Below are 12,674 nucleotides of genomic sequence, written 5' to 3' on the forward strand. Positions count from 1 at the left end.
AGAATTTTCTAAAATATGGGGTTTATATGTTACAACAACAGTTAGAAGAAATTCGTAATAATAATTACATACTGGATAACACACTTAACATTGATTCTTTAAGTTCCAATATGCTTGAGCAAATTGGCGATACTGATAGCTATTTAAGGGACAAACTCATCTACTCTACTTTTTTTCATCTCATCAAGAAGGAATATCTTTCACACACACAATTACAGAAACTATTATTAGAAAGCATCGGTGAAAAATATTTATTGTATAAGATTCATTCAGATGATGAAGATGCGGTATTTACCCGAGCATTTACAACATTATTAATCGCCCTCATTATTGATGCTGATACAAATCATAATTTCTTATCACAGACTGATATTTCAAATGTAAAAGATCAACTAATTCTATATATGAACAACGAACATGATTTCCGGGGATATGTGCAAAAACACGGCTGGGCACATAGTATCGCTCATGCTTCTGATACATTTGAGGCGCTTGTGAATAGTCCTAAACTGGAAACTTTATATTACGAAGAAATATTACAAACTTTATTAAACAAAGTTTGTGTTCATTCCATCTATTACAAATATGAAGAAGATGAACGTATCGTTTATCCGATTGTCGCAATGCTACAAAATGGCTTAAAGGAAGAAGCACTCATATTAGCCCTTCGTGATTTAGTAGCTCAATTACCCGTTCAAAAACAAACATTACATATTGAATCATACGAGTTTCTATACGGAAATATAAAATCTTTCTTACGCAGCTTATTTTTCAGACTGCGCAAGCTTTCTATATGCGAAGAAACAGAATGCGAAATTGAAAAATTGCTACAAGAACTTCCAAAATATTATTAAAAAAAGAAGGCCACTCAAAAAGTGCCTTCTTCTATTTCACTAATATTTAATTGAAATTTCACGATCCAAACTGAGAAAAGGTGGACAAGAAGCGCAAACGCCATACATGCTCCGCTTAAAAAAGTTAGTATAGGATGCGAATACACGTGCCCCAATCCATAGGATACCGCCACGAAAAACATTGTTATGTAAATATAAATTGCTCCATGTATTTGCCTCATATAAACCTCCTTTTCCCATATTATAACATAAATTTTCTGATTATTCACATTAATTGCTTGTAATCAATATTTCTCAACTGTTACACCTCTTACAGCAGCCTTAATATATGGTGCTCCTTGTAAACTTTGTAAATCCTCTGTTTTGCCTGTTACGACTACACCGTATATTGGTAGGTCTTTTGGTTTGGTGTTTTTTATTTCTTTATCCCGCATTAACGGGCAGTAAGACCTCACATCAAAATTCAGCGGAAGCAAGAAGTTAGATGGGGGATGAACCCCACACTGATTAAAGTTTCACTTTATAGTTTATCCTAAAATATTCTCAGTATCCCTCTTTATTTTCACTTAAAGACATCCAAATGCAGCTTTTATAAATTGTTTCATAATAAAAAGCACATCCATTTTGATGCGCTTCTCTGAAATACTATTCTATTATTTCATCGCGTCCTTCACAACATCTTGAATCATAACGACTTCTGTTTTCATATCAACAGAGGGTGCTTCTTCATCAATACACTCATACCAAAATTCCAAGTGCTTTTTATCAATTTCATAATGAGAATTTTCGACAAGAGCCCCACCTTCTCCTTGCACAGAATACCAATATAAGTACTCTTCTCCATCTCTTATTTCCCGGAAAATTGTCTCAACGTACATCTTTTCGTCGTTTAATGTCAAAAGTACTTCTTTCATATTGTCATTCAGAAGCTGCATCCATTCATTTACTCGATGACTCTTACCAGGCTTAACTTTAAATCTCGTTAATTCTACATTCATTTTTCTTCCCCCGTTTTCTTACGTACAAACAAACTGTATTCTATTGGATGATAAAAACTTAATTTACTAGCTAATTTTCGCGAAGGAATATTGTCTACATAACAATCCCAGCTCGGTATAATATCATTTTGCATGCAATGTTCAATGAACCGTGTTGCAACAGCTTGAGCTAATCCTTTCCCTTGATGCGCTTCATGTGTTGCAATATCTATTTCAGCATAACCATTCCCGCTAAATATCGAGACACATTCAGCTACAATTATCCCATCTTGTTCTATACAAAATCCAAAACCACTATTCAAAAACGTTTCTTTTGATCCCCAATATTCTTTGTAGTACTCCTCTTTAAATTCACTGCTTCGCTCTATATCTCTTCTATCAATACGCTTCACTTCATATGTATTTTTGTTAAAATCTCGTTTTCTCTCCTCAAAGGTTACTCTTTGAAATTTCATTCGCGGGATGTTCCGAAGTGTATTACTAAAACGCTCTTCTAACATCATTTCCCAATCTTCACTTGAAGTAAAGAGTGTAAATCTCTTCTCTGTTTTCTCAATAGCTGTTTTTAAATATGAAAATAACTCTTCGTTATAATTTTGATCATCAGTATCACCAAATAAATAATAGATACCGTTAGCTGTAATAATTAATCCTGCTGTTAATTTCTCGTTTGCAAAAACCTCACCATCTATCACTTGATCACATACCGCATAAGCAAACGTCGTCGTTTTTGTATGACTTTCTAAAATCGGAAGGATTTTTCTATACTCGGCTACGGATAATTTTTTCATAATTGCTCCACTTTAATCGTATCCGCCTCTATATGTTCAAAACAAAGATTTACAGTTCTCTTTAATGCTCTCGTTCTATGAATCTTACATGCTGGAATTAAGATTGAATCATTTGGCTTTAAAACCGCTGTTTCTCCATCTTCAAAATCAATAAGTAATTCTCCCTCTAACACAATAAATAATTCATCCGAATTAGAATGATAGTGCCAATCATATTCACCAGTAAATACAGCGATTCGTAAGCAATGACTGTTTATATTTGAAACGACGAAGTTTTTATGTTGATCTTTAATATCCTTTGTTAATTCTATTAAGTTCACAGTCTCCATCTTTCGTCCCATCCTTTCATTAGTCGTTCTTCTAAAAAACTAACTTAATCTCCACCACCTCCGCAATCTCCTCCACCATCACTTGAGCTACTACAGTCATTGCTACTGTAGTCACCGAATCCACTTGATGAGCTTGAAGCGTATGAAGATTTTTTGCTTCTTTTTCTATCTTTTTTACTTTCATGACTAGGCCAAACCTTATCAAATAATATAAAGAATAAGATTCCTTCTACCATAACAAGCATAACGCCAAAAATACCTTCAATAACATTAGGGGTTATCCCCAAACATTTAACCATCCCACATAAAAACACACAAAAAATCACATACAAGAACATACAAATATACCGAAATGTTTTCTCTATTGTAATGACTACTTTTTGTGAAAAAGGTATGTTCTGCTCCTGTTTTTTCTTTATGTACTTTTGTCTCTTTGCTTGCTTTTTCTTCCTCTTTTTACTCCCCATTGAATCCCCTCTTTTTATTATATAATTCTAAATTATCATAATAAAAAATGATTTACACCAATAAATAACAATTATTCACATGTTATTTCTCCATATAAAAAAGACCCTCCTCACGAAAAGGAAGGTCTCAAATGTATTTCTATTATGATAAAGCAGGAGCTTTTTCAAGAAGCTCTTTTGCATCAGCGTATTGTAAGCCGTGAGCTTCCGCAACTGCTTCGAATGTTACATAACCATCTAATGTGTTAATACCTTTTAATAATGCAGTGTTGCCTAAGCAAGCTTCTTTGTAGCCCTTGTTAGCAATTTGTACTGCATATGGTACTGTTACGTTTGTTAATGCAAGAGTTGACGTACGTGGAACTGCACCTGGCATATTAGCAACTGCATAATGAACAACGCCATGTTTTTCGTAAGTTGGGTTGTCATGAGTTGTAATACGATCAGTTGTTTCGAAAATACCACCTTGGTCAATCGCGATATCTACAACGACAGAACCTGGTTCCATTGATTGAATCATTTCTTCAGTTACAAGTTTTGGCGCTTTTGCACCCGGAATTAATACTGCTCCAATAACAAGGTCAGATTCTTTAACAGCTTCTGCAATGTTGTATGGATTAGACATTAATGTTTTTACTTGGTTACCGAAAATATCATCTAATTGACGAAGGCGTTCTGCACTTAAGTCAATGATTGTTACATCTGCACCTAAACCTACTGCAATCTTAGCTGCGTTTGTACCAGCTTGACCACCGCCAATAATTGTTACTTTGCCGCGTTTTACCCCTGGAACGCCTGCAAGTAAAATACCTTTACCGCCTTTGTTTTTCTCAAGGAATTGTGCACCGATTTGTGCAGACATACGACCAGCCACTTCACTCATAGGTGCAAGTAATGGTAAAGAACGATTGTCTAATTGTACTGTTTCGTATGCGATTGATGCAACTTTGTTATCGATTAATGCTTTCGTTAATTCTGGTTCTGGAGCTAAGTGTAAGTATGTGAATAAGATTAAGCCTTCACGGAAATAGCCGTATTCACTTGCTACTGGCTCTTTTACCTTCATAACCATATCTTGATTCCATGCTTCTTCAGCAGTTTCTACAAGTTTCGCACCAGCTTGTACGTATTCTTCATCTGTAAAGCCAGATCCTAAACCTGCTCCTTTTTGAACAAAAACTTCGTGACCATTTTGTACTAAATGTACTGCTCCCGCTGGCGTCATTGCCACACGGTTTTCATTGTTTTTAATTTCTGTTGGAATACCGATACGCATGATTAGTTCCCCCTTGAGTTATGAAATGACCCCTGAATCATTTTTTAAAGCGCTTTCTACGCTCTTATATTTTAACATAATATCTCAATATTTGACAAAAAAATAACACGAGTTTTCCGATAGATTTAATTTTATATTAAAGGACAGTATTATCCGCACCTCTCAGCACAATGGATAAACTGTCCAATTATTCGAAACTTCATCTTATTTTATTCTATCGATGTCTATGAATAACATCCACTGCACCAGTCACTTCAATAATTGTACCGGTAATCATATCGGAATCGTCCTCACATAAAAACGAAATGGTTCTTGCAATATCTTCACCTGTTCCAGATCTACCAATCGGTGTGTTATGCTCTTTCAGCTGACGTGCTTCTTGAATAGTTGCCTCTTTCATATCGCCAATAATATCACCAGGACATACCATGTTCGCAGTGATACCATACTCCGCTTCTTCATAAGCAACTGTTTTCGTTAATGAAACAAGTCCTACTTTCGCTGCGGCAAAAGCTGAACGATAAATCCATCCCGGTGCACTATCCGCCCCTTGAAATCCGTAATTAATAATACGGCCAAAGTTCTGTTTTCTCATGACCGGAACGACAAGTTTTAATAAATGAAATACCGCTGTTAAATTTCCCTGAATCATTTCATTCCATTCATCTTCTTCATAATCAACTAACTTTTTTCGTTCAAATACATATGGACCAGCATTATTAATTAAAAAGTCAATTTTGCCAAAACGGCTCATCGCTTCTTCTACTATTTTATGTAAATCTTCCTTTTTCGTGACATCCGCTTGCACGAATTGTAGACGCTCTTCCACATCTTTATATGTTTCTTTCATCGTTTCCATAGCCGTGATATCGCTATGGTACGTTACTGTTACTGAATAGCCTTTAGCCAATAACTTTTCTGTTACTTGCTTTCCTAAACCTTTCGTACCGGCTGTAATGAGCGCATGTCTCACAAAACTGCCCCCTTTTAAATTGCTATACTTCATATGTAACAAGTTCTCGCTCCAATTACAACTAAAATGAATTGAAACAGAGTTTTCAAAATTCTGTAACGTTTCTGGCAAGCACGTTACCAAAATTTGTTTTATAATTAAGTTGTAAACAGTTATAAAACAGATTGGGAGGAATTTACTATGAATAATACATATACAAATATTTTAATCGCAGTGGATGGTTCTAAAGAAGCAGAAAAAGCCTTTAAAAAAGCAATTCAAGTCGCAAAGCGCAACAATGCAACATTAACAATTGCTCATATCGTTGATGTAAAAGCATACTCAGCAGTAGAAGCTTATAGCCGTGCAATTGCGGAACGTGCAAATCTATTTGCAGAAGACCTATTAGAAGACTACAAAAAAACTGCGCTTGAAGCTGGTCTTGAAAAAATTGAAACTGTATTAGAATTCGGTAATCCTAAATCAAAAATTTCAAAAGAAATCGCTCCAAACCATAAAGTAGATTTAATTATGTGTGGTGCGACTGGTTTAAATGCTGTTGAGCGTTTCCTAATTGGTAGCGTCTCTGAACATATTATTCGCTATGCGAAATGCGATGTCCTTGTTGTTCGTGGTGATGAAGAGCAAGGTGAGCTTTAATTTATAGATAAAACACCAAGTCCACATAGGCTTGGTGTTTTTCATTTTATAAACTTCACTATAAACAAAAGACATGCTACGACAACAACGGTAATTGCCAACACATAAGGCGGAAGAAACTTCAAAGACCATAATGCCATCATAATCGTCGCAACCGTTAAGTACGTTCGCCTTGCACCTTCTGTCATTTTTTTACGAAATAAGAAAACATACAAATAACCAATTGGCGGCGTAATAAAGCAAAGAACGTATATGATTTTTGATTTTAAATACCACTTTTGTTCTCCAAGTTTCTTTATATCCCCTTCTATTCTCTTATGCTCTTGTTCTTTCTCTTCTTCTACAAGCGGATTTTCCTCTTCTCCTCGCTTTTCTTTCATATAAGGAAGAAAGTGCATAAAAAAATAGTATGCGAATACGAATGCTCCAAATCCAATATTTACTCTTTCTAATGGAATATGTTCACTAAAAAAAGCAGCAGTAAGCACTAAAGACAAACAGTATGTCATCATCCAAAAGGAACGTTTTCTCTTTTTCCGTTCCATTTCTTTTTTGCCTTGTATATCTTTTCTTTTCGAAAGCCATATAGAAATAAAGCAATCTACTACAAATAGAGCAAAAATAAATATCGCAACGTGTACTGTTTCTAAATCCTCAAATGAAAAGATATTTGGGAATGCAACATGTAATACAATGAATGTGTACAAAATTAGCCCTATAAAATAAATACGTCTCATTTTCCATCCCTTTCTTATTTCCTAACATTACGTTAACATACATTTTTTAGAAATAGACGGACAAAATATATATGTGTAAAAAAGGAGGATGCTATATGGATGATTCTGAACGCATTATTTTAGATGTGAACGGCAAAGAAATTGAAATGCTAGATACGATTCGCACTCATTTTAAAGAGAAGCACGGCGTTGAACTAAGTAATGGTGCATTACTTCGTGATTTGATGGATATTGAGTATATTCGAATTACGGAAGATCGACATAAGTATGATTAAAAGAAAACGACTGCAGGCGAATGCCATCAGTCGTTTTCTTTCTTTATTTAAGCTCTTGATGTTTCCCGCCCATACCACCAGACTCATTGCTATCTTGGTGTACAGTTAGTTTATTTGTTTTCGCATCTTTTAAAACTCTATATGTATATGATTCATTTGGTTCATCTTTAAACTGTACATTCATACCATAAGAATCCATTTTGCTATAAAAGGCCGGTTTTATATATAAAATATCACTTTCTTTATATCCTTTATCTTGTAAATGCCACATCGTTGCGATAACCGCTTCTTCTCGCTTTTCTTTTTCACCAACATACATATATTTGTCCAAAAGAAACACTTTAGCATTTGCAATTAAGCTAATTAACAGTACAATGATCAACACTATTTTTTTCATAGACTTCCCCTAAATTGTTATTTTTTACTACATTGTAACTTAAATGCTAGTAAAAAATAAAGTACGCCAGACTTTACTAGACTGGCGTACTTCCCAACTCAATTCTTAATAACTTCTTTCGTTAACCCCTTCGCCTTCTCCAAAGCGTTTTTGATTTGTTCAAACCCAGTCCCGCCAGCACTGTTACGACGCTTTACAGCTGCATATGGTGACAGCACTTCATACAAATCTTCTTCAAATAAGGAGCTCATTTCTTTATATGTTTCAAGAGAGACATCTAATAAATAAATTCCTTTTTGTGTGCAATATAGCACTAACTTTCCAACAATTTCATGAGCTTGACGGAATGGTAGTCCTTTGTTCGCTAAATAGTCAGCAATTTCTGTTGCGTTGGAGAAATCTTGCGTCACAGCTTGCCCCATTTTTTCTTTGTTTACAGTCATCGTTTCAAGCATGCCCGCCATAATATGAAGGCATCCTTCTACTGTTTTAACTGTATCAAACATTCCTTCTTTATCTTCTTGTAAGTCTTTATTGTAAGCGAGCGGTAATCCTTTCATTACTGTGAGTAAACTGAATAAATTACCGTATACTCTGCCTGTTTTACCACGGATTAGTTCCGCCATATCCGGGTTTTTCTTTTGCGGCATAATGCTGCTTCCCGTTGCATATTGATCGCTCATTTCAATAAATTGAAACTCTTGGCTACTCCATAAAATAAGTTCTTCGCAAAAGCGTGATAAGTGCATCATAAGCATAGAGGAGTTACTTAGGAACTCCAGTATGAAATCACGATCGCTTACTGCATCTAAACTATTTTCATAGATTCCATTAAATCCAAGAAGCTCCGCACTATACTCTCGGTCAATGGGGAATGTCGTTCCAGCTAACGCTCCTGCTCCTAATGGCGAAATGTTAATACGTTTTAACGAATCTTCATAACGATTCACATCACGCTCTAACATCCAAAAGTAAGCGAGAATATGATGAGCAAATGAAATCGGCTGGGCACGCTGCAAGTGCGTATAGCCCGGCATAATGGTTTCAATATTATTTTCTGCTTGTTGAACAAGAACAGTTTGCAATTGTTTTGTAGCTTTTATAATATGTTCTACCTTTTCTTTTAAATACAAATGCATATCTGTCGCTACTTGATCATTACGACTTCGGCCAGTGTGAAGTTTTCCTCCTACTTCGCCAATTTGTTCAATTAACATTTTTTCGATGTTTAAATGAATATCTTCTGCTTCTACTGAAAATTGTAGCTTATTCTCTTTTGCTTCTTTCAATAAATATTGAAGACCTATCTTTATTTTCTCTGCTTCTTCTTTCGTCACGATGCCCTGCTTTGCTAGCATCGTGACGTGCGCAATACTTCCTTTTATATCTTGATTTACTAATTGTTGATCGAAGGAGATGGATGCTCCGAACTCTTCAACCCATGCTTCCGCTTCTTCTGTAAAACGTCCGCCCCAAAGTTTGCTCACGCTTCCACCTTCTTTTGATTCACTTGGCTGTATACTTTCGTCGGTAAACCGAATAATGAAATGAATCCAACTGCTGCATCATGATTAAATTCATCTTGAGCAGTATATGTTGCTAATTTTTCATCGTATAAAGAGTATTCAGATTTACGTCCTTCTACAATCGCATGACCTTTAAATAATTTCACACGCACTGTACCTGTTACATTCTTTTGCGTTTCTTGTAAAAATGCATGAAGCGCTTGTTTTAAAGGTGAGAACCATAAACCATTATAAATAAGTTCTGTTATTTTCTGTTCAATCACTGGTTTAAAATGTGCTACTTCTTTTACGTGTGTTAAATCTTCCAACTCTTTATGCGCAGTGATTAACGTCATTGCTGCTGGGCATTCGTATACTTCACGAGATTTAATACCGACAAGACGATTTTCTACGTGATCAATACGTCCAACGCCGTGTTTTCCAGCAAGCGCATTTAACGTTTTAATTAATTCTGCAAGTGAATATGCAGTGCCATTTAAAGTAGTCGGTACGCCTGCTTCAAATCCGATTTCTACAAACTCTGGTTTATTCGGTGTATCTTCTAATGCCAATGTCATCTCATATGCATCTTCTGGCGGCGCTGCCCATGGATCTTCTAAAATTCCACATTCGTTGCTGCGTCCCCATAAGTTTTGATCGATTGAAAACGGGCTATCTAAATTAATCGGAATTGGTACATCGTTTTCTTTTGCATAGGCAATTTCTTCTTCACGTGACCACTTCCATTCACGTACAGGTGCAATCACTTCTAAGTAAGGATTTAATGCTTGAATAGAAACTTCAAAACGAACTTGATCATTTCCTTTCCCTGTACATCCGTGTGCAACTGCAGTTGCGCCTTCTTGTTCTGCGATTTCTACTAATTTCTTCGCAATAAGCGGACGAGATAATGCAGAGACAAGAGGGTATTTCCCTTCGTATAATGTGTGTGCTTGCATCGCCATCAATGCATATTCGTTTGCAAATTCTTCTTGAACATCAATCATATATGATTTAATTGCACCTACTGAAAGTGCCTTTTCTTTTACAAATGCTAAGTCTTTACCTTCCCCTAAGTCTAAACAAAGCGCGATAATATCATAATTCTTCTCTTGTAACCATTTAATTGCAACGGAAGTATCAAGACCTCCGGAATATGCTAATACAACTTTTTTCTTCTCCATTTTGCATCCCCCTAAAGAATAAATATTCATTTTCTTTTATAATAATTCACACTTTACCACCTTTCACAAAATGTATCAAGAGTCATTTTCAAATTTTTTCAAACAATTTCGTCGAACTTCTTTCTGTTTTTATGTACAATATAAGCAGGAAAACGGGGGTGAACTTATGGAAAAGTATTTCTTATACGATGAACATCTAGGAATTGAAATTCCACATTTACAAGAAGACTGGGAAGAAATCCCCGAAAAAATGCAACATGCTATTTTACTAAAATGGGAACAAGTTCGCGGGAAAATTCCTGATCGTATAAAAGAACTTGAGCACTATATTAATACAAAACAACATTATTTAAATAACGAAGAAGACTTCGAAGTTTCTTGTAAACTAAATTCAGAAATTGCCGATCTTGCTTCCATCATTAATGACCTTTGGCTTTGGTATCGACTCACTCAAAATGTATCTGAGGGGAAAGCACACCAATGAAAAAAGCATGCCCCTCAATAACTTTGGGTCATGCTTTTTTTGTCATAACATGATTTACAATATATTTCTTGTGCTGTTTTCGCCAAACATACATCGAATGGACCAACTAATATACTTCTTTCTTTCGGCAACTTTACAAAAGCAACAAGCTCTTCTTCATATTGAATTTTTTTCTGACATGAAATGCATATTAATTCTTTTCTTTTGAACATGTCTTTTAGCATACCTTCACTCTCCCCTTCATCTATCTATATTAATATACTCTCATAATAGTTAAGACTTGTAAAAAAATGACACATTCTGAATCGAATGATTCATATACTATGTACAAAAGGAGGTTTAAAAATTATGCGTGCTTTCGTTATTATCACTTTAACTTTTTTAAGTGTAATTAGTTGGGATGCGTTTTTTAAAGATAAAAGTGATGAAAAGAACACAACGGAATAAAACCCTTTTTTCTTACTTATTGGACAAACCGTTATAAACTGTCCAATCCTCCGAAATAACTTAGGCTTTTCTACAAAAATATTTAAACATAACATTTTTTGTAGATTCCCTCCGTTTATTGTCGGTTTCCATCCGCATATATTTTTTAAAAGTATGATATAATAGTATAAATCTTGAAGGAAGGGATTTTGATATCATGATCGCTCGAAGGAGCATGTGGCATCGTATTGACGAATCATACACGTAGCGTATTTTTCAGCTCAGATACTTTAGTCTAGCGAAAAAAATACGAGAGTGGGGAAATTATGATTGCCCGAAGGATAATTTGGCAAAAAAAAGACTCTTCTTACACATAGCGTTTTGTTTAGGACTTAATTGTTACTAACTAAACAAAACAAAGAAGAGCAGGATTGCTAAATGACGAATCCTACTCCACGTTTTGTTTAGTCGTTTTAAGACTTAAACTAAAACGAAGGTAGGGAGAATTGATGGACGAGAGGATTATTCGTTATTTCTTCAGCGACATATAGCGTAGTTAGTTTTTTCGTAAACTAACTGAAAGCTACATGTGAGCTCGTAGTTAGTTTACAACACAAAAAGGACTACTAACTACGGAAAGAAGGAATAACGATGAGGAACATCCAAAGTCGGCAAATTATTAAAGAAATTTTTATGGTTTTAATCGGTTCATTTATTTTAGCAGCAGCGCTATATCACATTCACTTCCAAAACCACTTAACAGAAGGTGGATTTGTAGGAATTGCACTATTCATTCAAAACTTTTATGATATTTCACCATCTATTTCAACTGTATTAATGGATATCCCAATTATTTTACTGTGCGCTTCATTTTTAGGTAGAAAAATGGTTGGTTATTCATTCCTAGGTTCAATTTCATTCGGAGTATTTTATTCCTTTATGGAAAATTATTCTCCATTTACGGTAGATTTATCAAATAACTTATTTATAGCTGCAGTAGTTGGCGGTGCGTTAGCTGGTATTGGACTCGGTTTTATATTACGATTTGGCGGTGCAACCGGTGGAGACGATATTTTAACAATTGTATTAAGTAAACGAACTCGTTTTACAATTGGGCAAATTTTCTTCGTCTTTGACGCGATTGTTCTTGCGCTTTCATTATATTATTTAAATTGGACAGAAATTGCTTTTACTATTCTTTCGATTGCCGTACAAGCAAAAACATTGGATTTAATTTATTATCCAAAAACAGAAAAAACAGCAGAAAAGCAGCCAGTATCTGTTCCAATGTCCAAAAAACATGCAACGAATTAAAAAAGCGAAAGGCTTCGGCCTCTCG

At 35.2% G+C, this 12,674-nt stretch carries 17 protein-coding genes and 1 pseudogene; 5 read left to right on the forward strand and 13 right to left on the reverse strand.

The features are described from left to right. Window positions 1-26 precede the first annotated feature (26 nt). Complete coding sequence (locus tag BLT20_RS14890; protein WP_000941475.1) at window positions 27-854, forward strand: DUF2785 domain-containing protein; 828 nt, start codon at window positions 27-29, stop codon at window positions 852-854. Window positions 855-868: 14 nt separating this feature from the next. On the opposite strand, the gene BLT20_RS14895 is transcribed toward BLT20_RS14890, so the two are convergent. The 8 genes and pseudogenes from BLT20_RS14895 to BLT20_RS14930 all read right to left on the reverse strand — a co-directional run bounded on the left by BLT20_RS14895 (window position 869) and on the right by BLT20_RS14930 (window position 5,721). After that, window positions 869-1,075, reverse strand: a complete 207-nt coding sequence (locus BLT20_RS14895) for a hypothetical protein (RefSeq protein WP_001248908.1) — start codon at window positions 1,073-1,075, stop codon at window positions 869-871. A gap of 63 nt (window positions 1,076-1,138) precedes the next feature. Next, window positions 1,139-1,279 (reverse strand): annotated as a pseudogene (locus BLT20_RS30210) (anti sigma factor C-terminal domain-containing protein); the annotation flags it as partial. A gap of 228 nt (window positions 1,280-1,507) precedes the next feature. Beyond that, on the reverse strand, window positions 1,508-1,852 hold the full coding sequence (locus tag BLT20_RS14905; protein ID WP_001100217.1) for a DUF6176 family protein: 345 nt from the start codon (window positions 1,850-1,852) through the stop codon (window positions 1,508-1,510). Next, window positions 1,849-2,643 carry a GNAT family N-acetyltransferase gene (locus BLT20_RS14910; RefSeq protein WP_000736743.1) on the reverse strand — a complete coding sequence of 265 codons (795 nt, stop codon included), beginning with the start codon at window positions 2,641-2,643 and terminating at the stop codon, window positions 1,849-1,851. Before BLT20_RS14910 ends, BLT20_RS14905 begins: the two co-directional genes overlap by 4 nt. After that, on the reverse strand, window positions 2,640-2,972 hold the full coding sequence (locus BLT20_RS14915; RefSeq protein WP_000450925.1) for a cupin domain-containing protein: 333 nt from the start codon (window positions 2,970-2,972) through the stop codon (window positions 2,640-2,642). The genes BLT20_RS14910 and BLT20_RS14915 overlap by 4 nt, the downstream gene beginning before the upstream one ends. A 44-nt stretch (window positions 2,973-3,016) precedes the next feature. Then, window positions 3,017-3,439: a hypothetical protein gene (locus tag BLT20_RS14920; protein WP_000534935.1), complete on the reverse strand. Its 423-nt coding sequence runs from the start codon at window positions 3,437-3,439 to the stop codon at window positions 3,017-3,019. A gap of 142 nt (window positions 3,440-3,581) precedes the next feature. Then, window positions 3,582-4,715: an alanine dehydrogenase gene (gene ald, locus BLT20_RS14925; protein WP_001219403.1), complete on the reverse strand. Its 1,134-nt coding sequence runs from the start codon at window positions 4,713-4,715 to the stop codon at window positions 3,582-3,584. A 214-nt stretch (window positions 4,716-4,929) separates the two neighbouring features. Further along, window positions 4,930-5,721: an SDR family oxidoreductase gene (locus tag BLT20_RS14930; protein ID WP_002024902.1), complete on the reverse strand. Its 792-nt coding sequence runs from the start codon at window positions 5,719-5,721 to the stop codon at window positions 4,930-4,932. 147 nt (window positions 5,722-5,868) lie between these two features. Between BLT20_RS14930 and BLT20_RS14935 the strand changes: the two genes are divergently transcribed. Continuing rightward, complete coding sequence (locus BLT20_RS14935) at window positions 5,869-6,327, forward strand: universal stress protein (protein WP_001066673.1); 459 nt, start codon at window positions 5,869-5,871, stop codon at window positions 6,325-6,327. Between the two features lie 41 nt (window positions 6,328-6,368). Here the strand turns inward: BLT20_RS14935 and BLT20_RS14940 are convergent, their stop codons facing one another. Then, a complete protein-coding gene (locus BLT20_RS14940) occupies window positions 6,369-7,064 on the reverse strand; it encodes a hypothetical protein (protein WP_001252878.1) in 696 nt (231 codons plus the stop codon). A 95-nt stretch (window positions 7,065-7,159) separates the two neighbouring features. On the opposite strand from BLT20_RS14940, the gene BLT20_RS14945 reads away from it, so the two are divergent. After that, a complete protein-coding gene (locus BLT20_RS14945) occupies window positions 7,160-7,339 on the forward strand; it encodes a hypothetical protein (RefSeq protein ID WP_000342760.1) in 180 nt (59 codons plus the stop codon). 43 nt (window positions 7,340-7,382) lie between these two features. On the opposite strand, the gene BLT20_RS14950 is transcribed toward BLT20_RS14945, so the two are convergent. From BLT20_RS14950 to BLT20_RS14960, 3 genes are all read right to left on the reverse strand, one after another. Next, the gene (locus BLT20_RS14950; RefSeq protein WP_000725032.1) at window positions 7,383-7,736 is read right to left on the reverse strand and encodes a DUF3139 domain-containing protein; all 354 of its coding nucleotides are present in this window, start codon (window positions 7,734-7,736) and stop codon (window positions 7,383-7,385) included. A gap of 98 nt (window positions 7,737-7,834) precedes the next feature. Then, window positions 7,835-9,223, reverse strand: coding sequence for an argininosuccinate lyase (argH, locus tag BLT20_RS14955; RefSeq protein ID WP_000041246.1), 1,389 nt, complete (start codon window positions 9,221-9,223; stop codon window positions 7,835-7,837). Beyond that, window positions 9,220-10,425, reverse strand: a complete 1,206-nt coding sequence (locus BLT20_RS14960; protein ID WP_000412315.1) for an argininosuccinate synthase — start codon at window positions 10,423-10,425, stop codon at window positions 9,220-9,222. Before BLT20_RS14960 ends, argH begins: the two co-directional genes overlap by 4 nt. Window positions 10,426-10,591: 166 nt before the next feature. Here BLT20_RS14960 and BLT20_RS14965 point away from each other — a divergent pair, with 166 nt between their 5' ends. Continuing rightward, complete coding sequence (locus BLT20_RS14965) at window positions 10,592-10,909, forward strand: hypothetical protein (protein ID WP_000417218.1); 318 nt, start codon at window positions 10,592-10,594, stop codon at window positions 10,907-10,909. Window positions 10,910-10,923: 14 nt separating this feature from the next. Here the strand turns inward: BLT20_RS14965 and BLT20_RS14970 are convergent, their stop codons facing one another. Next, a complete protein-coding gene (locus BLT20_RS14970; RefSeq protein ID WP_000910274.1) occupies window positions 10,924-11,133 on the reverse strand; it encodes a hypothetical protein in 210 nt (69 codons plus the stop codon). Window positions 11,134-11,986: 853 nt separating this feature from the next. Between BLT20_RS14970 and BLT20_RS14980 the strand changes: the two genes are divergently transcribed. Further along, entirely contained in the window at window positions 11,987-12,649 is a 663-nt protein-coding gene (locus BLT20_RS14980) for a YitT family protein (protein ID WP_001244515.1), read from the forward strand. The last annotated feature ends 25 nt before the right edge of the window (window positions 12,650-12,674 follow it).

Origin of the sequence: Bacillus sp. cl96 (genome assembly GCF_900100505.1) — a bacterium.
Classification (GTDB): Bacteria; Bacillota; Bacilli; order Bacillales; family Bacillaceae_G; genus Bacillus_A; species Bacillus_A cereus.